Below are 20,140 nucleotides of genomic sequence, written 5' to 3' on the forward strand. Positions count from 1 at the left end.
CTCAAAACATGACCGCTCGGGCCGTTTTTGGCCCTGAATACGGTGTTTTTACGCCATTTCGGCCCCGATCCGCCCCTTTTGGGCGGATTCCGGGCGCAACAGCCCGTCAGCCGGGCATCAATTGGCGCTTCACGCGCACCAGATTGGCCAGCCCGAACAGGGTGTAGAGCTGCGCCTCGTTCTTGGCGAGCCCCCGGTAGCGCACCTTGCGGTGACCAAACAGGTTCTTGACCACATGAAACGGATGTTCCACCACCGCACGGATACCAGCCTTCACTCGCTCCATGGCCTGGAGGGTGCGGCCCATGGCGGTATTCGGCAGCCCTTTGCGCTGCTTGCGCTTCATGGCAATACGCCAGTTCACCTCTCGCCCCTGGTGCTCCTTGCGCTTGCCCGCGCCCTGGTAACCGGAGTCGCCGAATACGTCCGACTCCTCGCCATGCAGCAAGTGATGCGTCTGAGTGACATCAGCCACGTTGGCGGCTGTACCCACCAACGAATGCACCAGCCCCGAATGCGCATCGGCGCCGATGTGCGCCTTCATTCCGAAGTAGTACTGGTTGCCCTTCTTGGTCTGGTGCATGTCCGGATCGCGCGCTCTTTCCCGGTTCTTGGTCGAGGGCGGCGCGGCGAGGATCGTGGCATCGACGATGGTGCCCTCGCGCAGCATCATCCCCTGCGATGCCAGGTGGGCGTTGATGGTCTCGAAGATCCGGCGCGTCAGACCGTGGCGCTCCAGCAGACGGCGGAACTTGAGCAAGGTGGTGGCATCCGGTGCCGACTCCCGCGACAAGTCGATGCCCACGAAGCGGCGAATCGCCTGGCTGTCGTAGATCGCATCCTCGATCCCCTCGTCCGAGAACCCAAAGCATTGCTGGGCCACATACATCCGCAGCATCCGCCCAAGCCCGATGGGTTGCCGGCCGCGCCGACCCTCCTTGGGGTAGAAGGGCTCGAGCTCCGCCTCCAGCACCGACCATGGGGTGATCAGTTCGATCTCCCGCAGAAACCGGTCACGGCGCGTGACCTTCTTCTTGGCATCGTATTCAAGATCAGAGAAGCTCGACTGCATCGGCGGCGTACTCACTCTCAACCGGGGATGGGCGCCATTGTCTCAAGCCGCTGCCAGCGACGGAACGGCTGCAGGCGAATAAATCAGCGCTTCCCTAACAAGGCGCTCCTTCGGACGTTCAGCTTGATCGCTAGACACCGAGAAGAAAAATGGCATACCTAGTAACGATATTCCTTATTGGCGCGGCGTTTCTGCTCGCAGAACGATTGCAACCTGGTCGGGCGCTGCCGAAGGTCCGAGCTTGGTACCTGCGAGTCATCCTTCTGAACGCATGCCAACTTGGCGTGGTGATCCTTGCTGCTTACACCTGGAATCGCTGGTTCCTGAACTGGTCAGTATTTGAAACAGCCGACGCTCTTCCGCCGGTCGCCGAGGGCTTCGTTGCCTGGTTCGTCGGCACCTTTGTTTTCTATTGGTGGCACCGGCTTCGCCACGCCAGCGATTTTTGCTGGCGCGTGTTCCATCAGATTCATCACAGCGCATCACGCATCGAAACGTTAACCTCTTTCTACAAGCACCCGCTGGAAATAGCCGTCAACTCAGTTCTGACAGCGGCGATCTTGTATGTACTGATGGGCGCCTCCCTCGAGGCCGCCGCTTGGTACAACATATTCGCGGCGGCGGGCGAGATGTTCTATCACAGCAACCTGAAGACCCCTCGCTGGTTCGGCTATTTCATTCAAAGACCGGAGCACCACTCCATCCACCACCAACTGGACGTGCACGATTTCAACTACGGCGACATAACATGGTGGGACAGAATGTTTGGTACGTTCCGTGACACTGACGAGTTCACGCCGGCTTGTGGGTTCCCGAGAGGAAACGAGCGCTTCCTTGGCTCCATGCTAATGTTCCGTGACGAATATGACCGACGAGATGAGCAAACAACCAAAGATCCATGCGTAGCGCTGGGCAAAACGGAAACATGAGTCCAACAAAAAGTGTATGGACTCCTCCCGCAAGTAGGCAGCGCTGAGCTTTTTTCGTCTCAGGCTCAAAGAGTGCTTGCGGTCGTACATTCGGCCTGTTCGCGGGTCCTTATCGCCCTGGCCTTCATGAAATCCGCGCCTGCAGCGCCCATCGCTGAAACGGCCTTTGTGGCCACCATTATTTCCGGCTTCTCTGCAGGCGGGGGAGCTTACGCTCACGCCTGTCGCCACTGCGTTGCTTGACGTCCTCTCCACCCTTCAGGGCAGAGGCGCGGCCCTCACCGCCACCTGATCCCATTCAAACTCGCGTCTCAGCACTTGCGGGGCGCGCCTCGAATGGACCAGTTTCAACAACTGTTGCCGGCTGGCCTTTGCGCCGAATCCCCATCACAATCGGCCCACATATTAACGTCACCAAGGAGGCTGTCTTGGCCAGCGATCGTTACCAACAAGGTATGGTGAAGCTCAAAGAGCTGACCACTCCGGACGCCGACAATCCCACCGGGCACATGGAAGTGGGCGAAACTTTCAAGGACATCGCCCCGGATTTATCCCGGATGGTGGTGGAGTTCGCCTTCGGCGACATCTACTCCCGCCCCGGGCTGGAAAACAAGCAAAAAGTGTTGGTCACGATTTCCGCGCTGGTCGCCCAGGGCACCCCGCAGATCGGCATGCACGTGGTTACCGGTCTGAAAGTCGGCCTTACTCCCGATGAAATCGCCGGCTGTATCGTCCACCTGATCCCCTACGTCGGTTTTCCCCGCGCCTTGAACGCGCTGAAAGCGGCACAAGACGTTTTTGCCGAACAAGGCGTGGCCATCAGTGAGGAGATGGCTAAAAAGCTGAAGGATCGGTAACTGCTTCGTCCGGAATGACAAGCATGGGGTCTGGAAGCAGCATACCGCCAACTCTCGACCTCGCAGGTGCGGTCGGCGGAACGGGACAGGCGTTGAGGCGGTTGGCTCTTGGTAGATGGGATGCCGCGCCTCAAGCCGATCCACAAGGGACTGAAAATGCCGTCGGTCGACTTCGACCAGCAGATCACCCCGGGCACCTTGAACCGCCACGTCTTTCAAGGTGCCCGGGGTGGTTCAGAGCTTGTCGATCAGCTCGTCGTCGATCGTGGTTTTCCTGCGTCCGTATTACATGACGCAACCAGGCAACAAGTTTGACGAAGAGCACCCAACGATCAAATCGAAAGCTCTCTAATCCAGCGCTCGTAGTTGTGCAAACTTTCGTCTTTCACCCCGCACACATGCATTGTCATTCTCGTCACGCGCGCCTCCTTCGGCGTGCAGCCATATTGCCGCTTGAACGCCCGGTTATAGGCGGTGTCCGACGCGAACCCCCAACGATAGGCAATCTCGCTAATATACTTTGCGCCATTGCCGGGATCGAGCAGATCCAGAAGCGAGCGACGCAGCCGCCGTTGCCGAATATAACCGGCAATACCGTGCTGATGCTCGAACAGCCGGTATAGCCGCGACCGTGACAGGTTGAATGCCGATGCCACCTGGGCCACGTCCAGCGTCGGATCGGCAAGATGCATCTCGATATGGTCGCGCACCATCTTCAACACCGCAAGATCGACCGCCTTGTCGTCCGGATCGGGCCGGGCAGTGTGGGGCCCGAGGTTCAGCGTGCTTGAGATCAGGCCGATCAGCGGCCCCGACGCCGCCTCGCCCTCGGCCACGGTCATATCGAAGCGGCTGGCATCCAACGTCTTTATATAGCCATAGAGCAGACGCGCCAGGGGGGTGTCGCCGGGAATAACCCGGCGGTGATGGGCGTCGGGCTGCACGAGTTGGGGGGCCAGGATGTCGCGCGGAACGAAAGCTGTCACATGCCGGAAATCGTAGTCCACTGCGCTCAGAGGGGCGGCCGCGTCGATGATGTAGATGTCGCCGGGGCGGACGATGCGCGTATGGCCGCAGTCCTCCACTTCGCACCAGCCTTCCAGAAACACCTGCACCAGATAGTGATCAAGGCCGTCGCCAAGGATCTTTTGTGACGACCGCTCGAACGACTGAGTGACGGAATCGACGCGCCCAAGAAAGACCGTGCCAAGAAGGGCGGCATCGACTTTCGCGTAAAACCGGGTCGGCGTTGCACAGGGGTCGAGGGCCGGATCGAAGATCACGCCGATGCTGTCCCGCCAAGCATCGAACCTTGCCTCGGGCCTGTGCAAACGCGAGTCGAAACCGGCATTGGGAAGAGGTTGGTCAATGTGGTCAATCATATCGGACAACGGGTTTTCTCAGTGTGGGCGCTTGTCCGATGCTAATCGAAAGTTCACCCATGCCAACGGCTTATATGGTTTTCGGGCCGATCCTCGGACATCGGGGCAAGATTGCGGGACGAATGGTATGAGCGCCGATACACGGAAAGTCGAGCGCCTTTGCTAGTCTTGGTCTAGTCCAGGTCAAGGCGTCGATCTCTTTTCAAACCAGGGCGCCACCCTGGACCAACCCAATCCAAGGAGAAAGAATATGTCTGCAACGGAAGTATGGTCTACTACGGTATCTGTCGAGCCGAGCACTATTGCCCCGGACGCGATAGCCCCGAGTCAGACCGTGGCGCAAACGTTCGACGTGGCGGCTGTAACGGATCTGACCACCAAGGCGGTTGATCTGGCACAAACCGTATCGAGCTTACCGCTGATCGGCTGAAGACCGGAACCGACGGTTCACGCGGCGCACGGCAATTCCGCTTCCTGCCGTGCGCCGCGAAATGCTCACGCAGCGACCGGGAGACAATCGGCAATGATCGCGAACGCAATCGACCCGATGGCGGCGCTTGGCCAGATCCTCTGGCTCTGCGCGCAGACGACCAATTTTGGCAACTCGCCGGTCCGGCCACTGCTCAACGGGGTCTGGTATTCGATTGAGGCTGGCCAGTTTCGCATTTACCGGTCGGCCGAGGGCCAGCCCTTGGCTTGCGTCACATGGGGTTGGCTGCACAAAGAGCATGAAGCGGACGTCATCGCTGCCTATAAGGCTATGGACCACGGCGTCGTTCCCCTGAAGGAGGAGTGGCTTGGCGGCGACCTTTTATGGCTCTCCACCTTTGTCGCTCCGTTCGGCCACGCCAAAGATGTGGCTCTGGATCTGCGGCACAACGTATTTCCCAATGTCCGTTCCGCTCGGGCGGTGCGGATCGACAAACACGGCAAACCCCGGTCCTTCGCCGTATTCCGCAACGGCAGGGCGAAAGCGGCCACATCGGGAGCAGTACCTGCTGTTGACCGGATTTGAATCGACCGGCGAGAAACGAACGCGAAGACACCAATAACCTGCTCACCGCGTCCGCCGGCCAACTAGATTAAACGCGTACCGACAAGACGCTCCACGCGCCGGATCGAGGGCAGAACGCGTTGCCGCATTCTGGCGAAATCGGCGCGCCGAGTACGGCCGATATCCCGAAGATCGCGATAGGCAGCGCGACGGGCACCGAAGAGAAAGAGCAGCGCCGCCCGGATCGGGTGCGCTTGGGACACGGTCATTTCGCGACATTTTGTTTGCGTGAGCATGAATCTGTCTCATGGGAGGAGGCTGCCTGGGCGCCATCCGGCCAGTTGCACCGGAAGCGTTCCCGCTCCCGGCGCGTGGTATCGCCCAGCCTGCCTGCTGAAACGGACTATCGCTCGTCACCTCCGGGCCGCGCGGCGCGAGCCACGCCAGAACCGGGGGCGAGTCCTACACTTACTCGGGCGGGTTGTCCGGCGCCTCGGCCGGCCCTTCATCACTCGCGGCCTGCTTTCGCTCAAGCTTCTTCTGAGCCTTGAGCGCCTGCTTCTTCTTCTTTTCGAGTTCCTTCTTGCGCTTTTCGAACTGGAAGTTGGGTTTTGCCATCGTTTAGGTGTTTCCTCATGGTGATGAATACGGATTCAGTGCAATAACTCGACCCGAAAGCGCCGTCCTTTGATCCGGCCCTCTCGCAACCGAACCAGTGCCCGGCCCGCGCAATCGGCGTGCAGGGCAACGAAGCTGAGCTTGTCGGTGATTTCGATGCGGCCGACCTGCTCGGCACGCAAGCCGGCCTCGCCGGTGAGCGCCCCCAGGATGTCGCCGGGGCGGATCTTGTCCTTGCGCCCGCCCCCGATGCTCAGGGTCTTGAGCGCCGGCTCGGCGGTTTCCGCCCCCGCTTCGGTCACTTCAGGGCGCCGATACGGGATGGGCGTTCCGGTGTACTGTTCGATCTCCTTGATCCGCTCGGCGTCCCCCGGGCCGTGCAGGGTTACCGCCAGGCCCTGGGCGCCTGCCCGTCCGGTGCGGCCGATGCGGTGGACGTAGACTTCGGGGCTGCCCGGCAGCTCGTAGTTGACCACGGCGGCCAGGCCGGCGATGTCCAGGCCGCGCGCGGCCACGTCGGTGGCCACCAGGACGCGGGTGCTGCCGTTGCGGAACTTGGTCAGCGCCAGGTCCCGCTCCCGCTGCTCCAGCCCGCCGTGCAGGCGGTCGGCCGGGAGCCCGGCGCGCCGTAACTGCTCGGCGACCGTGTCCACGGTCAGCTTCCTGTTGCAGAAGACGATCGCCGATTCATGGGCGCCGGCGCGCAGCAAGCTGATGAGGCTAGACAGACGATCGGCCTCCGCCACTTCCTGACGCCACTGGGCGATCGCCGGCGGCGCGTCGCTCACCGCTACCCGCTGCGGCGCGCGTTGATAGTGCGCGCTCAGCTCGAGTACGGCCTCGTCGAAGGTGGCGGAGAAGAGCGCGGTCTGCCGCAGGGGGGGCGTCTGCGCCAGGATGCGGGCGATGTCCTCGCGAAAACCCATGTCCAGCATGCGGTCGGCCTCGTCGAGCACCAGTGTGCGCACCCCGTCCAGCATCAGCCTGCCGCGCTCCAGATGATCAAGCAGCCGCCCGGGGGTGGCAACCACCACCTGTACGCCCCGCTCAAGCGCCTGTGCCTGCGGCCTGGGCGGCTGGCCACCGCAGACGATCAACACCTGCAGGTTCGGCTGGTAGCGGCCGAGCTTGCGGATCTCACCGGCTACCTGGGCGCACAGATCCCGGGTCGGACACAACACCAGAGCCTGCAGCTCCCGGCGCCCCGCGTCCACGCGGGTGAGCAGCGGGATGGCGAAGGCGGCCGTCTTGCCGCTGCCGGTCCTGGATTGGGCGATGAGGTCCTGCCCCGCCAGCAGCGGCGGCAGGCTCAGCCGCTGGATCGGGGTGGGTGAGGCGTAGCCGGTCTCGGCGAGCACGCTCAGCAGGGCATCGGGCAGACCCAGGTCGCCGAAGTCCGTCATCGGCGCGGCAGTCTTTGAAGGAGTAGGCACGGGCGGGAACGTCGCTGGCTATGGAGGAGTGCGGAGTGTAGCAGCTCGGGCACCCCGGGAAGCCACGAGTTCCACGGTAACTGATGCCATGGCTCCTCCAAGCCGCGCTTAGTTCGTTCGCTCGGCCGCTCGCAGCGGGTCGCACCTACCCGCCACCTGGGCTGGCTCATCGTCCCGGGCTGCCGGCTGGAGGGTGGCGCGGAAGATCGGCTCCGAACTGCAGCCGCGCCAGCTCTCCATAGAGCCCACCCCGGGCCAGCAACTCTGTGTGTGTCCCCTGGCCGACGATCCGCCCGTCCTGCAACACCACGATCCGGTCCGCCCGCAGCACCGTGGCCAGACGATGGGCGATCACCAGGGTGGTGCGCTGGGCCATCAGCCGCTCCAGCGCCTGCTGGATCAGCTGCTCGCTTTGCGAATCCAGCGCGCTGGTGGCCTCGTCCAACAGCAGCACCGGGGCGCGGCTGAGCAAGGCGCGGGCGATGGCGATGCGTTGCTTCTGCCCGCCGGACAGGCGCACGCCCCGCTCGCCCAGGAAGCTGTCGTAGCCTTCCGGCAAGGCGGCAATGAAGGCGTGGGCCTCGGCGGCGCGGGCGGCGGCCTCCACCTCCTCGTCGCTGGCCTCCAGGCGGCCGTAGCGGATGTTGTCGCGGGCACTGGCGCCGAAGATCACCGGGTCCTGGGGCACCAGCGCCAGCTGCTCGCGCAGGGTCTTCAGGGGCAGATCGCGCAGGTCCACACCATCCAGGCTCACGCGGCCCCGCTGCGGGTCGTAGAAGCGCAGCAACAGCTGCAGCACCGTGCTCTTGCCGGCACCGGACGGCCCCACCAGGGCGATGGTCTCGCCGGGAGCGATGCGCAGCTTGAAATCCGCCAGGGCGGGGGTTTCCGGGCGGGACGGATAGGCAAAGCCGACGCCGTCGAAGGCGATCTCGCCGCGCCCGGCCAGGGGCGGAGATTCCGCGGGCTCGGCGAGCCGGCTGCGGGTCGCCAGCAGCTCGCCGAGCCGCTCCGCGGCCCCGGCCGCGCGTTGCACATCGCCCCACACCTCCGAGAGGGAACCCACGGAGCCGGCGGCGATGACCGCGTAGAGCACGAATTGCCCCAGCTCACCGCCGCTCATCTGGCCGTCGATGACCGCCCGCGCCCCCAGCCACAGCACCACCGCGATGGCGGCGAACACCAGCAGGATGACGATGGCCGTGAGCAGGGCGCGAGCCCGGGTGCGGCGCACCGCCGCCGCCAGGGCCGCCAGCACGGCGCCCCTGAAGCGCCCCTGCTCGTAGGGTTCGCGGGCATGGGCCTGGACGGTATGGATGGCGTTGATGGACTCCCCGGCCAGGGCATTGGTGTCGGCGATCCGGTCCTGACTGCGACGCGAGAGCCTTCGCACCTGGCGGCCGAACACCACGATGGGCAACACCACCAGCGGGATCACCAGGGCGATCATGCCCGCCAGGCGCGGGCTGGTGAGGCCCAGCAGGGCCGAGGCGCCGGCCAGCATCAGCGCACTGCGCAGCGCCACCGAGGCACTGGAGGCCAGCACGGTCTGCACCAGCTCCGTGTCGGTGGTCAGCCGCGAGAGCAGCTCCCCGGTGCGGGTGGTCTCGAAGAAATAGGCATCGAGCCCGAGCAGGCGCCGGTAGACGGCCTGACGGATATCGGCCACTACCCGTTCGCCGAATACCGTCACGGCGTAAAACCGTGCCGCGGTGGCCAGCGCCAGCACCACGGCCACGGCGAACAGCCCGAGGAAGTATCGGTCGATGCTGGCGGCGTTCTCCGCGGCGAAGCCCGAATCGATCACCATCCGGAACGCCACCGGCAGCGCCAGGGTGGCCGCCGCGGCGGTCAACAGAGCCAGCACCGCCACCACCAGCAAGCGGCGGTGCGGGCGGATGAAGGGCAACAGAGGTCGCAGGGCGGACGCGGTCATGGCAAGGATAAGGCCCCCGGGGCGTTGGCGGCCGGCTAGCCCCGGCCGAAGACGTTGCGCGACAGATACGTAATGGCCTGCAAAAGCGCCCCTTGGCGCCAGAGGGGGTCGTTGGGCATGTCATTGGCCTACAACGACAAAGGCCCCGAGCGTTTCCGCTCGGGGCCTTGTCTTGATTGGCGTCCCCAGGGGGAGTCGAACCCCCGTCGCCGCCGTGAAAGGGCGGTGTCCTGGGCCTCTAGACGATGGGGACATGTGCCTGTACGTCGTCGTACAGCACGGCGCGCATCTTATGATCGGCGCCCTGCCCTGTCAAGCGTCGTTTGGCATTTTTCCGCGCAAGCCGGTGATACACTCCAATCAGTCGTCACCATCAAACCAAGAAGCCCATGCGCCGACACAAGCCTGAAGCCCCCCTGACCGACGTCGAATTGCAGGCCCTGAAGCTTGCGCGCGATCCGTTCCTCACCGAGCACGAGGAACTGATGGCCGAAGACCCCACCCTGCTCACCCAGCGCCATACCCTGCTCAACCTGCTACGCCACGGCGAGCACCTGGTGCTGCTCCACGGCGAGGCCGGCACGGGCAAGAGCCACTTCCTGCGCAGCCTCCCCGCCTGGCAGGGCGAGACTCTGCGCTGCGTGAGGCTGGTGGCCCGCTCCTCCACCACTCTGGAGGAAATCCTCGCCGAGACGCTGCTGACCCTGGAGCTCGCCTCGGCCGAGGATACGCTGGACACTCAACAGGCCGCCCAGCGCCTGGGGGCCATGAGCCAGGAAGGGCTACGGCCCGCCCTGCTGGTGGACGACGCGGAGCAACTCGACGATACGACCCTGGATGAGCTGCTGCGCCTGTGGCGCGGCGAGGCGGAACCGATCTTCGGGCTGCTGCTCGCCTGCGGCGACGCGGAATTCGCCGACGCCCTGCCCGACCGGCTGGACGATCCGAGCCTGGTGCACCGCCAGGGCTTCTACCCCTGGACCGCGGAACAGAGCCGGAGCTTCCTGCTCCAGGCGCTCGCCGGTGCCGGCGGGGAACAGATCCTCTCGGAGGGCGAGCTTGAACGCGCCGCGGAGAGCGCCGATGGCCGACCCGCGCGGCTGATCGGTGCCGGACGCACGCTGCTGCGCCAGAAAGCCACACGCGCCGCCAAGGGCAACAAGGCCAAGGCCGGCACGGCGTCCGTGGCCGGAAGCGGGGCCGCACGCCAGGCGGGCACTTCCCCCCGTCGCCGCTGGGCGCTGCCCGCCCTGCTCGCGGGGGCGGCCGCGCTGAGCGCCCTGGCCTTCACGGTGCTGATGCCCCGCGGCGAGGATGACGCCCCGGGCCAGGTGGAAACCCTGACGCTGCCCCCTCGCGCCGCCCAGGCCTCCGCCGGCGACGAGAACACCCCCTACGGCCTGAAACTGCCCCAGCGCTACGATTACGACCGCAAGAGCGGCCGGCCCGCCGCCAGCGCCCCCATCAGCCGCGGCGCCCGCAACGACGGCGGCCAGGCGGACAGCACGACCGACACGACCGACACGACCGACACGACCGACACGACCGACACGACCGACACGACCGACACGACCGCCACCGCAGCAGCCGCGCAAGCCGAAGCGGCCGAGGCGTCCGGCCCGGGCACTGTGTCCACCACCGCGCCGGCCAGCACCACGCCTTCCGCCGATCCATCCGCCGGCACGCCAACCCACGCCGAAGTGCCGGGCACGAGCCACGTGAGCGCCACGGCCGGAGACGCCGCGGCCAGTGCCGCTCAGACGGTGCTCCGAGAGTCGCGAAGCGCGCCGGACACGGATACCGACCTCACGCCCGAAACCCGCGATGCCCGGGCGGCTGCCGCCGATACCGGCCAAGAGGCCGACACGGATAAGCTGCGCCCGCGATCCGGCGACTCCCCTGAAACCGCCCGGCAAGCCGCCGGCTGGTCCGTCGCCAACGCCCTGCGCCACGGGGCCGACTGGCTGCAACGCCAGCCCGGCGAGCATTACACCATTCAACTGCTGGGCGCTGCGCAGGCCGAAACCGCCGAGCGCTTCATCCGTCGCCACGGCCTGGAGCAACGCAGTGCGCTGCTGAGAACCGAGCGCAACGGCGCGCCCTGGTACGTGGTGCTCAGCGGCCAGTACTCCAGCGCCCAGTGGGCGCGGGCGGGCATCCAGCGGCTGGACCCGGCGCTGCGCGAAGCAGGCCCCTGGATACGCCAGCTGCGGGCCCTGCGTGTGAAAACCCCGCAAGGCTGAGGCCGCGCCCATGCGCCTGGACCTCAACACCCCGCTGCAACTGGAACTGCCCGCCGCCCGCGCCGGCTCGCCGCCGGCAAAGCTGGAAAACGGTCAGACCCTGCAGGCGCGGGTGGAACAGCAGGGCGAGCGCTTGCTGCTGCGGGTGGCCGGGCGCCAGCTCCCCGCACCCGCGAACAGCGGCCTGAAAGCCGGCCAACTGGTGCAACTGCGGGTGGAACAGCAGGCCGAGCGCACTCTGCTTACCCTGGTGGAGCAGGCCGGCACCCGCAACAGCCGCGAGCTGCTGCAACAGGCCCTGCGCCAGCTCCTGCCCCAGCAAGGCAGCCGCACGCCTCTCAACACCCCCGCCCAGGCCCTCGCCGCGGCCCAAGCCGAAACCACGCAGCTGCCCGCCCCCCTGCAACAGGCCCTGAACGCGCTGCTCAGCGCCCTGCCCCGGGCCTCGGACCTGCAAAACCCGCAGGGCCTGCGACAGGCCCTGCAGCACTCGGGGCTCTTTACCGAAAGCAGCCTCGCCCGCCCCCGGCCGGGGCAGAGCCTGGGCCAGGACCTGAAGGCCACCGCCCTGCGCCTGATGCTGCAACTACAGCCCGGCAAGGGCGGCGGCGGTACACCCGGCGGCGCCGCCGCACCCACCGCGGATCTTGCCCTGTCGCTGCTCACGCAGACCGAGCACCTGTTGAGCCGGCTGCAGCAGCTGCAGGTACACAACGCCGGCGCCGAGACCGGGCGGCTGGACCTGGCGGTGGAACTGCCCCTGCGCCACGACCAGGGCCTGGACCTGCTGCAGCTGCGCCTGCGCCAGGAGGACGAGGCGCCGGCGGGGGACGCGGACGGCGGGCGCGAGGCGGACACCGAGGACGGCGCCCGGCCCATCAGCATCCAGGTGGCTTTCCGCTTCGAGGGGCTGGGCCCGGTGCAGGCGCGGCTGCGCCTGCGCGGCGAGCACGTCAGCGCGAGCTGGTGGGCCGAGCGGGCGGAAACCGCCGCCCTGTTCCAGACCCATCAGGCGCGGCTGCGCACCCAACTCGAAGGCCTGGGTCTGACCGTGGACGCCCTGGGCCTGCAAAGCACCCGCCCGCCCGGGCCGCTGGACGATCTGCACCGTGATGCCCGGGGGCTGCTGCATGAAAAAGCGTGAACCGCGCCTGATCGAGGAACGCAAGCTCGCCGTGGCCCTGCGCTACGACGGTGAGGGCGCGCCCCGGGTCACCGCCAAGGGCGCGGGAGAGCTGGGCGAGCGGATCATCAAAGTGGCGGAGGAGCACGGGGTGCCGCTGCGGGCCAATCGGGAACTGGTGGGCTTGCTGGCGCAACTGGAGCTGGATCAGCAGATCCCGGAGGTGCTCTACCGGGTGGTGGCGGAGATCATCGCCTATGCGTACTGGGTAAAGAGCCGGGAGCCGACGGCCACTACCGGCGAGGACTGAGACTCAGTCCTGCAGTTCCTTGTGCAAGAGCACCACCAGGTCCGCTTCCACCTGGCTGAGTCCGCAGGTCTCCATGATCTCGGCGGCACTGGTGCCCCGACGGGCCATACGGATAGCCTGGTTGAAGGCCGCCCCCCCGCCGCCACCCTCGGTGGCCAGTTGTTCCATGCGCTCACGCAAACGCGCCATGTCGCTTTCCACCCGCGCCAGGTGCTCGCCCTGGCCGCGCGCCCCGGCGGACAGGCCCTGGAAGGTCTCCCCTACCTGGTTCACCCGCTGCTCGGCGCGCTGCAGCCGCGCGCCCAGCGCCGCGATGCGCCGCCCCTGCCACAGGCACAGCATCAGGGCCGCCACGGCGATGAGCAGGGCGATCAGGGTGAGGGGCTCGAACATCATGCGTAATCATCCACCAGTGGCGGCTCGTCGTCCCGCCGATCGGCTTGATCGTCAGTCAGGCCGCTGTCTTGTTTCTTCGGTGCCGGCGGCGCTCGCTCGCGCCCGCCCTCCCGCCGGCTGTCCGGATCGGGCGGCAACCGCCCCGGGGGCAGGGCAGGCCGTATGGGGTCCAGTTCGGCCATGGCCGCGGTGCGTGAGTGGGCCGGTCACATCTGCGCGACTTCGGCCCACTCCTCCTTGGTCAACAGCTTGTTCACGTCCACCAGGATCAACAAGCCTTCCTGTCGGCTGACCACACCGTAAATATACCGCGCCGATTCCTCGTTACCGACATTGGGGGCGGTGTCCACCTCGGTCTCGCTGACCTCCACCACTTCAGTGACGCTGTCCACCAGGATGCCGGCGATCTGGTCATTGGCCTCGATTACCACCACCCGGCTGCTGGCCTCGGCGTCCTGGTGGCTCAGGCCGAAGCGCATGCGGGTGTCGATGACCGTGACCACATTGCCGCGCAGGTTGAGAATGCCCATGACGAAGGGCGGTGCGCCGGGCACCGGGGCGATCTCGGCCATGGGCAGCACTTCCTGCACCTGCATGACGTTGATGCCATAGGTTTCGTTGTCCAGGTTGAAGGTCACCCACTGGGTGACACGCCCCTGGTCCTGCTGCTGTTCCTCGGCCATGTTGGCCTCCCTGTTGGAGTATACGCTTGTATAGGTTATCGGTCGGGAGCGGTGGTTTCTTTAGGGTTTCGGGCCCGCGGCGCCCGCGTGAAGCCGGCGGGCGAGAACCCGGGGCCGCCTCAATTGCCTCGCCCCAGCATATCCGCGAAGGCCTCCGTGTCCATGAGAGCGCACAGATGCCCCAGCACCGTCCCCGCCAGCCAGGCGCGCTTGCCGCGCTGTTGGCGCCATTTCACCTCGTCCGGCCCGAGCCGCACCACCTGGCCGATACTGGTGCAGGCCAGCCCCCAGCGGCCGTCGCCGACGATCAGGATGTGCTTGTCTTCCACGCCTTCGCGTTTGTCCGCGGGCAGCACCAGCTCGGCGGTATCCACCACCCGCACGTTGCGCTCGCGGTAGCGGAACAGGCCGTGGCACCACTCAGGCTGATTGGGCATGGCGCGGATCTCCTCGGACCAGGGCACCACGCTGTGCAGCTTCACCAGCGGCACCGCCAGGCGCAGGCCGCCCACCTGGAAGAGCAGCGCCTGGAAGTCCGGCTCGGCCCACGTCGGATGCGGGCGCTCCTCCACAGCCTCGGGCGCCGTCTCCGGCTCGATGGCCGCCGCGGGCGGCGCTGGCGGTTCCTCCACCGCCGGGGGCGCCTCGGCCTGCAGTGGCGTCAGCGGCTCCGCCGCAGGCACCTCCACGTCCGAGGCGGGCCGCAGGACGGTTTCCCGTCCCACTTCTCGCAGCACCGGTGGCGCGGGCGGGGCCTCCGGCGGTTTCTCGGGGGCAGTGGTGCTCGGCGCCGGTTCATCCGCGTAGTCTTCGGGAATCTCGCGCAGCAGACCGTCCAGATAGCTGAGGACCGCCTCGCGCTGGTCCACCAGCAGTTCCTTGCGCTCGGGCCGGTTGCTCATGGCGCCACCTGATGTTCGTCTTCGCCCGCCTGCTCGGGCAGCAATTCATGCAGCAGCCGCCGGTAGGCCTGGCTGCCCCGGCTCCAAGGGTGGGAGACGGTCAGCGGCCGGCCGCTGCGGCTGGCCTCCCGAAACTGGGTGTCCACCGGGATCGTGTCGTTCCACAGGTGCTCGGGGTAACGCTCGCGCAGCTCCCGCAGGGCCTCCACCGAGGCGCGGGTGCGGCGGTCGAACAGGGTGGGCACGATCCGATAGGGCAGCTCGCTGTGGCGCGAGCGCTGGATCATCGACAGTGTGGTGAGCATGCGCTCCAGGCCCTTGAGTGCCAGAAACTCGGTCTGGGTGGGAATCAACAACTCCTGGCAGGCGGCGAGCGCGTTGACCATCAGCACGCCCAGCATCGGCGGGCAGTCCAGGAAGGCGTATTCGTAGCGGTCCGAGAGGCTGCCCAGGGCCTTGCGCAGAATCAGCCCCTTGCCGCTGCGCGTGCCCAGCTGCCGGTCCAGGGTGGCCAGCGCGGTGGAAGCCGGCAACAGGGAAAGCCCCGGAACGCCGGTATCGCGCAGCAGCATCTGGGCCACTTCCCCTGCGCCGTCGGCGGCGAACAGGTCGTAGATGCTGGGCTCCACGGTCTCGGGGTCGAAGCCGAAGTAGCTGGTGAGCGAGCCGTGGGGGTCCAGGTCCACCAGCAGCACGCGATGTCGCCGCTGGGCCAGCAGCCCGGCCAGGCTCACGGCGGTGGTGGTCTTGCCCACACCGCCTTTCTGGTTTGCGACGGTCCAGACTTTCATGGCGTTCAACCGATCTTGGCCAGTTCGCCGCCGACCTCGGCAAGCGGCAGCACCCGGTCACTCAGGCCGGCCTTGGCCACGGCGCCCGGCATGCCGTAGATCACGCTGCTGGCCTCGTCCTGGGACCACACCCGGGAGCCGGTCTGTTTGAGCAGCCGCGCACCCTCGCAGCCATCGGCGCCCATACCCGTGAGCACCACGCCCAGCACCCGACCCGGGCAGGCCTTGGCCGCCTCGGCGAAGGCGATGTCCACGCTGGGCTTGTAGAACTGCTCGGGACCGGCTTCGAACAGGCGCACATTGAGCTTGTCGCCAAAACCTTTCAGGCCCATCTGCAGGCCACCCGGGGCGAGCAGCGCGGTGCCCGGCCGCAGGGCGTCGCCGTCAGCGGCCTCGCGCACCTTGATGGCGCACAGATCGTTGAGCCGCTCGGCGAAGGCCTTGGTGAAGCTGGCCGGCATGTGCTGGATCAGCAGAATCGGCAGGGGGTAGGTGGCGGGCAGCTTGCTGAGCACCTGCTGCAGGGCCACCGGGCCGCCGGTGGAGGCGCCGATGACCAGCAGCCGCACCTGACCGGGGCGGATGCGAGACGCCGCGGAAGTCGCGAGCGGGCTGGGTGCGAAGGCCGCCGGGGCCGGCCGGCGCGCCACGGGGGCGGGCTCCGGGATACCCGGGCGTGGGCCGCGCGCCGAGAGCGGCGCCGGGCGCGATCGCGGAATCCCCCCCGCGCCCAGCCCCTTGACCCGGTCCTGCAGCAGGCGCTTGACCTGTTCGGTGTCGGCGGAAATATCGGCAAAGCGCTTGGGCAGGAAATCCGCCGCGCCCGCATCCAGCGCGTCCAGGGTGGACTGGGCCCCGTCGTAGGTGAGCGAGGAGAACATCAGAATCGCCGTGGGCCGAACGCGCATGATCTCGCGCACCGCGCTGATGCCGTCCATCTCCGGCATCTCGATGTCCATGGTGATCACATCCGGGCGCAGCGCCTGAGCCTGCCGCACGGCCTCGCGGCCGTTGGCCGCCTCCCCCACCACCTCGAGGGCGGGGTCGGCCTGCAACATGTCGCGGATGCGCCGGCGGAAAAAGCCGGAATCATCCACCACCAGGACCCGTATGCTCACCGCTTGTTAACCTCCAGTACTGGCCCGCGCTTACATGCGCGTGCCGTAGGCCTTGATGAGGCTGGGAATGTCCACGATCAGGGCAATCCGGCCATCGCCGGTGATGGTGGAGCCGGCCAGGCCCGGCAGACCGTGCAGCATGGCGCCCAGCGGTTTGATCACCACCTCTTCCAGGCCGATGACCTCGTCCACCACGAAGCCCACCGCCTGGTTGCCCATGACCACGGTGACCACCTGGCGCTCATCGCCCAATTCCTGCTCGTCGTGCTCGCGCACCACCGGGTCGCCCTGGTGGCCCAGCCAGCGCTCCAGGAAGAACAGCGGCATGGCCTTGCGGCGCACCATCACCACCAGGCGCCCGTCCACCACGTTGGTGCGGTTCTCCTGCAGTTCGAAGATCTCCCGCACCACCGACATGGGCAGGGCGAACTTGCGGTCCTGCACCTTGACCATGAGGGTGGGCAGGATGGCGAGCGTCAGCGGCACCTTGATGCGGAAAGTGGTGCCCCGGCCCAGCTCCGAATCGATGTCGATGGTGCCGTTGAGCTGCGAGATGCGCGTCTTCACCACGTCCATGCCCACACCGCGCCCGGAGATGTCGGAGATCTCGGCCTTGGTGGAGAAACCGGGCAGGAAGATCAGGTTGTAGCAGTCGTGCTCGTCCAGGCGGTTGGCGGATTCCTGATCCATCAGGCCCTTCTCCACCACCTTGCGCCGGAGCATTTCCGCATCCATGCCCTTGCCGTCGTCGCTGATGATCAACAGGATGTGATCACCCTCCTGCTCGGCGGAGAGCAGCACCTTGCCGACCCGGGACTTGCCGGTCATCTCGCGGTCCGCGGGCTCCTCGATGCCGTGGTCCACGGAGTTGCGCACCAGATGGATGAGCGGGTCGGCCAGGGCCTCGACCAGGTTCTTGTCCAGGTCGGTGTCCTCGCCGCGCATCTCCAGGTCGATGTGCTTGCCCATGTTGCGGGCCAGATCGCGGATCAGGCGCGGGAAGCGGCCGAAGACCTTCTTGATCGGTTGCATGCGGGTCTTCATGACCGCGCTCTGCAGGTCGGCGGTGACCAGTTCCAGGTCCCCCACCGCGGCGCCCAGGTGCTCGTCGGCGAGTTGGCCGCGCAGGGTCGACAGGCGGTTGCGCACCAGCACCAGCTCGCCCACCAGGTTCATGATGTCGTCGAGCTTGGCGGTATCCACCCGCACGGTGGTGTCGCCCTTGGGGCCGGCCTTGCGCTGCTCGGCTTCGGCGGGCGCCGCGTCGGGCTTCGCCGGCGACTGCGCCTTGGCCACGGGCGCCGTCGATCCGGCCGCCGGCGGCTGGGACGGCGCCTGGTCGGCGGCCTGGCCCGCGCTCTTGCCCTGGCTACCGGCGGCCGGCGCCTTGGGCTCGGGGGCCTTGCCCTTGCCGTGCAGGTCATCGAGCAGGGCTTCGAATTCGTCGTCGGTGATTTCGTCCGAAGAGCCGCTCGCCGCGGGCTTTTCCGGCGTTTTCGGCGGCGCCGCCGCGCCCTTGGGGCCGCCCGGGCCGTGCAATTCGTCCAGCAGCGCCTCGAACTCTTCTTCGCTGATCTCGTCGGCCGAGCCCTTGGCCGCCGGCTTGTCGGCGGGCGGAGGCGGCTCGACGGGCTTGGCCGCCCCGGCCTTTTCCGCTTCCAGCGCGTCCAGCAGCGCCTCGAATTCCTGGTCGCTGATATCATCGCCGCCGCCCTGGGCGGGGGGCGTATCCGCAGGCAGCGCCTCGGCGGCGGGCGGCGCCTCGGCGTCGGGCACGTTCAGCCGATCCAGCATCGCCAGCAGTTCCGGCGAGGCCGGCTGCGGGTCGCCGCCGTTCTCGATGGTGCCGAATTGCTCGATGACCACATCCAGCGCCTTGAGCACCGTGTCCATCAGGTCGGCGGTAACGGCCTTCTCACCGCTGCGCAGCAGATTGAACAGGTCCTCGGTGCGATGGCACACCTCCACCAGCGGGTCCAGCGCGAGAAAACCCGCGCCGCCCTTGATGGTGTGAAACCCGCGGAAGACGGCGTTCAGCAAATCCTTGTCCTGGGGCCGCTGTTCCAGCTCGACGAGCTGCTCCCCCAGGGCGTCGAGGATTTCCCGGGATTCGACCAGAAAGTCCTGAACAATATCGTCTTCGATGTCGATGGCCATGCGCGAACCTCTAGAAGCCTAGACTGGACAACAGATCGTCCACCTCGTCCTGACCCTGGACGACGCCCACATCGTCCTTGCCGGGAATGGCGGGACCCTCCGCCTTGATTCTGTCTTCTTGGGTATCGGCAGCTTTCGGCTTTTCACTAGCCCCTGCCCTCTCCGGCTTGCCCGCAAGCGCGACCAGTTGCACCAGCTTGCTTTCCATTTCCTGCACCAGGTTGATCACCCGGCGGATGATCTGGCCGGTGAGATCCTGGTAATCCTGGGCCATCAGGGCCTCGGTGAGGCTGCTGTTGAGCGCGCCGCTCTTGGCGTCGACAAAGCCCAGATACTCTTCCAGCTCCCGGCTGAGCTCCCGGAACTCGTCCACCGAGAGCTCTCGGCGGCGAAAGCGACTCCACTGCTCGTTGAGCTCCCGGGACTTGCCGGAGATCTCGTCCACCAGCGGCATGCTCTCCTCGATGGCGGTGAGCGTGCGGTGCGCCGCCTGATCGGTCATGGTGATGACGTGGTTGAGCCGGTCGCGGGCGTCGGGGATCTCGCTGGAGACCATGCTGGAAAGCCGGGTGTCCTCACGAAAGGACTTGATGGACTCGTGCAGCTCGCGAGTGAGCATGCCGAGTTCCTTGTAGAGCTCGGTCTCGCGCAGCTGCGTGAGCTCATCGACGATGCCTTCGGCGTCCTTCATCTCGCCTGCCTCCAGGGCAGCGATGAGACCGCGGGCAAGTTCCAGGTATTCCCGGTTGGGGAAGACCTCCAGGGGCTTCTTGTCGGCCATGACTCAGCCCTCCAGGCGTTCGAAGATCTTGTCGATCTTCTCTTTCAGGGTGGCCGCGGTGAAGGGCTTGACGATGTAGCCGTTCACCCCCGCCTGGGCCGCTTCGATGATCTGCTCGCGCTTGGCCTCGGCCGTGACCATCAGAATGGGCAGGCTTTGCAGATCCGGGTCGGCGCGGACTTCCTTCAACAACTGGATACCGGTCATGCCCGGCATGTTCCAGTCGGTGACCAGAAAATCGAAACCGCCCTTTTTCAGGATGGGCAAGGCCGTATTGCCGTCATCCGCTTCGGCGGTGTTGGTAAAGCCCAGATCCCGCAGCAGGTTCTTGATGATCCGACGCATCGTGGAAAAGTCATCCACAATGAGGATCTTCATGTTCTTGTCCAATGGCACCGTCTATCCCCTCTTTGAC

At 66.5% G+C, this 20,140-nt stretch carries 22 protein-coding genes and 1 tRNA gene; 8 read left to right on the forward strand and 15 right to left on the reverse strand.

Annotated elements, in window-relative coordinates:
* Nucleotides 1–106: 106 nt before the first annotated feature.
* A complete protein-coding gene (locus GBG68_RS04320; RefSeq protein WP_152145529.1) occupies nt 107–1,072 on the reverse strand; it encodes an IS5 family transposase in 966 nt (321 codons plus the stop codon).
* Nucleotides 1,073–1,221: 149 nt separating this feature from the next.
* Here GBG68_RS04320 and GBG68_RS04325 point away from each other — a divergent pair, with 149 nt between their 5' ends.
* From GBG68_RS04325 to GBG68_RS04335, 3 genes are all read left to right on the forward strand, one after another.
* Nucleotides 1,222–2,001 carry a sterol desaturase family protein gene (locus GBG68_RS04325; protein ID WP_152145531.1) on the forward strand — a complete coding sequence of 260 codons (780 nt, stop codon included), beginning with the start codon at nt 1,222–1,224 and terminating at the stop codon, nt 1,999–2,001.
* Nucleotides 2,002–2,429: 428 nt separating this feature from the next.
* Nucleotides 2,430–2,858 (forward strand): carboxymuconolactone decarboxylase family protein, encoded by a 429-nt coding sequence (locus GBG68_RS04330; RefSeq protein ID WP_152145533.1) that lies wholly within the window; start codon nt 2,430–2,432, stop codon nt 2,856–2,858.
* Nucleotides 2,859–2,978: 120 nt separating this feature from the next.
* On the forward strand, nt 2,979–3,173 hold the full coding sequence (locus GBG68_RS04335) for a hypothetical protein (RefSeq protein WP_152145535.1): 195 nt from the start codon (nt 2,979–2,981) through the stop codon (nt 3,171–3,173).
* Between the two features lie 17 nt (nt 3,174–3,190).
* Here GBG68_RS04335 and GBG68_RS04340 read toward each other — a convergent pair whose 3' ends face one another.
* Nucleotides 3,191–4,240 carry a helix-turn-helix domain-containing protein gene (locus GBG68_RS04340; RefSeq protein ID WP_226801668.1) on the reverse strand — a complete coding sequence of 350 codons (1,050 nt, stop codon included), beginning with the start codon at nt 4,238–4,240 and terminating at the stop codon, nt 3,191–3,193.
* A gap of 250 nt (nt 4,241–4,490) precedes the next feature.
* Between GBG68_RS04340 and GBG68_RS04345 the strand changes: the two genes are divergently transcribed.
* Both GBG68_RS04345 and GBG68_RS04350 read left to right on the forward strand, forming a co-directional pair.
* Nucleotides 4,491–4,670 (forward strand): hypothetical protein, encoded by a 180-nt coding sequence (locus tag GBG68_RS04345; protein ID WP_152145539.1) that lies wholly within the window; start codon nt 4,491–4,493, stop codon nt 4,668–4,670.
* 93 nt (nt 4,671–4,763) lie between these two features.
* Nucleotides 4,764–5,255: a toxin-activating lysine-acyltransferase gene (locus GBG68_RS04350; protein ID WP_152145541.1), complete on the forward strand. Its 492-nt coding sequence runs from the start codon at nt 4,764–4,766 to the stop codon at nt 5,253–5,255.
* A gap of 447 nt (nt 5,256–5,702) precedes the next feature.
* Here GBG68_RS04350 and GBG68_RS14100 read toward each other — a convergent pair whose 3' ends face one another.
* From GBG68_RS14100 to GBG68_RS04365, 4 genes are all read right to left on the reverse strand, one after another.
* Nucleotides 5,703–5,852 (reverse strand): hypothetical protein, encoded by a 150-nt coding sequence (locus tag GBG68_RS14100; protein WP_193222217.1) that lies wholly within the window; start codon nt 5,850–5,852, stop codon nt 5,703–5,705.
* Between the two features lie 35 nt (nt 5,853–5,887).
* Nucleotides 5,888–7,255, reverse strand: coding sequence for an ATP-dependent RNA helicase DbpA (gene dbpA, locus GBG68_RS04355; protein WP_152145543.1), 1,368 nt, complete (start codon nt 7,253–7,255; stop codon nt 5,888–5,890).
* 196 nt (nt 7,256–7,451) lie between these two features.
* Complete coding sequence (locus GBG68_RS04360; RefSeq protein ID WP_152145545.1) at nt 7,452–9,221, reverse strand: ABC transporter transmembrane domain-containing protein; 1,770 nt, start codon at nt 9,219–9,221, stop codon at nt 7,452–7,454.
* A gap of 177 nt (nt 9,222–9,398) precedes the next feature.
* A tRNA-Glu gene (locus tag GBG68_RS04365) sits at nt 9,399–9,474 on the reverse strand.
* A 136-nt stretch (nt 9,475–9,610) separates the two neighbouring features.
* Here GBG68_RS04365 and GBG68_RS04370 point away from each other — a divergent pair.
* Genes GBG68_RS04370 through GBG68_RS04380 form a run of 3 tightly spaced genes read left to right on the forward strand, consistent with a single transcriptional unit; the run spans nt 9,611 to nt 12,897 of the window.
* Complete coding sequence (locus tag GBG68_RS04370; RefSeq protein WP_152145547.1) at nt 9,611–11,464, forward strand: AAA family ATPase; 1,854 nt, start codon at nt 9,611–9,613, stop codon at nt 11,462–11,464.
* A 10-nt stretch (nt 11,465–11,474) separates the two neighbouring features.
* Complete coding sequence (locus GBG68_RS04375; RefSeq protein WP_152145549.1) at nt 11,475–12,608, forward strand: flagellar hook-length control protein FliK; 1,134 nt, start codon at nt 11,475–11,477, stop codon at nt 12,606–12,608.
* The gene (locus GBG68_RS04380) at nt 12,595–12,897 is read left to right on the forward strand and encodes an EscU/YscU/HrcU family type III secretion system export apparatus switch protein (protein WP_152145551.1); all 303 of its coding nucleotides are present in this window, start codon (nt 12,595–12,597) and stop codon (nt 12,895–12,897) included. Before GBG68_RS04375 ends, GBG68_RS04380 begins: the two co-directional genes overlap by 14 nt.
* Nucleotides 12,898–12,900: 3 nt before the next feature.
* On the opposite strand, the gene GBG68_RS04385 is transcribed toward GBG68_RS04380, so the two are convergent.
* The 9 genes from GBG68_RS04385 to cheY all read right to left on the reverse strand — a co-directional run bounded on the left by GBG68_RS04385 (nt 12,901) and on the right by cheY (nt 20,115).
* A complete protein-coding gene (locus tag GBG68_RS04385) occupies nt 12,901–13,293 on the reverse strand; it encodes a DUF2802 domain-containing protein (RefSeq protein ID WP_152145553.1) in 393 nt (130 codons plus the stop codon).
* Nucleotides 13,290–13,475 carry a hypothetical protein gene (locus tag GBG68_RS04390; protein ID WP_152145555.1) on the reverse strand — a complete coding sequence of 62 codons (186 nt, stop codon included), beginning with the start codon at nt 13,473–13,475 and terminating at the stop codon, nt 13,290–13,292. The genes GBG68_RS04385 and GBG68_RS04390 overlap by 4 nt, the downstream gene beginning before the upstream one ends.
* A gap of 24 nt (nt 13,476–13,499) precedes the next feature.
* Nucleotides 13,500–13,976, reverse strand: a complete 477-nt coding sequence (locus GBG68_RS04395) for a chemotaxis protein CheW (protein WP_152145558.1) — start codon at nt 13,974–13,976, stop codon at nt 13,500–13,502.
* Between the two features lie 119 nt (nt 13,977–14,095).
* Nucleotides 14,096–14,878 (reverse strand): chemotaxis protein CheW, encoded by a 783-nt coding sequence (locus tag GBG68_RS04400; RefSeq protein WP_152145560.1) that lies wholly within the window; start codon nt 14,876–14,878, stop codon nt 14,096–14,098.
* Nucleotides 14,875–15,669 (reverse strand): ParA family protein, encoded by a 795-nt coding sequence (locus tag GBG68_RS04405; RefSeq protein ID WP_152145562.1) that lies wholly within the window; start codon nt 15,667–15,669, stop codon nt 14,875–14,877. Before GBG68_RS04405 ends, GBG68_RS04400 begins: the two co-directional genes overlap by 4 nt.
* Before the next feature lie 5 nt (nt 15,670–15,674).
* Nucleotides 15,675–16,787, reverse strand: a complete 1,113-nt coding sequence (locus GBG68_RS04410; protein WP_152145564.1) for a protein-glutamate methylesterase/protein-glutamine glutaminase — start codon at nt 16,785–16,787, stop codon at nt 15,675–15,677.
* A 30-nt stretch (nt 16,788–16,817) separates the two neighbouring features.
* Nucleotides 16,818–18,944, reverse strand: a complete 2,127-nt coding sequence (locus GBG68_RS04415) for a chemotaxis protein CheA (protein WP_152145566.1) — start codon at nt 18,942–18,944, stop codon at nt 16,818–16,820.
* Between the two features lie 10 nt (nt 18,945–18,954).
* The gene (locus GBG68_RS04420) at nt 18,955–19,725 is read right to left on the reverse strand and encodes a protein phosphatase CheZ (RefSeq protein WP_152145568.1); all 771 of its coding nucleotides are present in this window, start codon (nt 19,723–19,725) and stop codon (nt 18,955–18,957) included.
* 3 nt (nt 19,726–19,728) lie between these two features.
* The gene (gene cheY / locus GBG68_RS04425; RefSeq protein WP_152145943.1) at nt 19,729–20,115 is read right to left on the reverse strand and encodes a chemotaxis response regulator CheY; all 387 of its coding nucleotides are present in this window, start codon (nt 20,113–20,115) and stop codon (nt 19,729–19,731) included.
* Nucleotides 20,116–20,140: the final 25 nt, after the last annotated feature.

It is taken from the genome of Alkalilimnicola sp. S0819, from assembly GCF_009295635.1.
GTDB lineage: Bacteria > Pseudomonadota > Gammaproteobacteria > Nitrococcales > WHIW01 > S0819.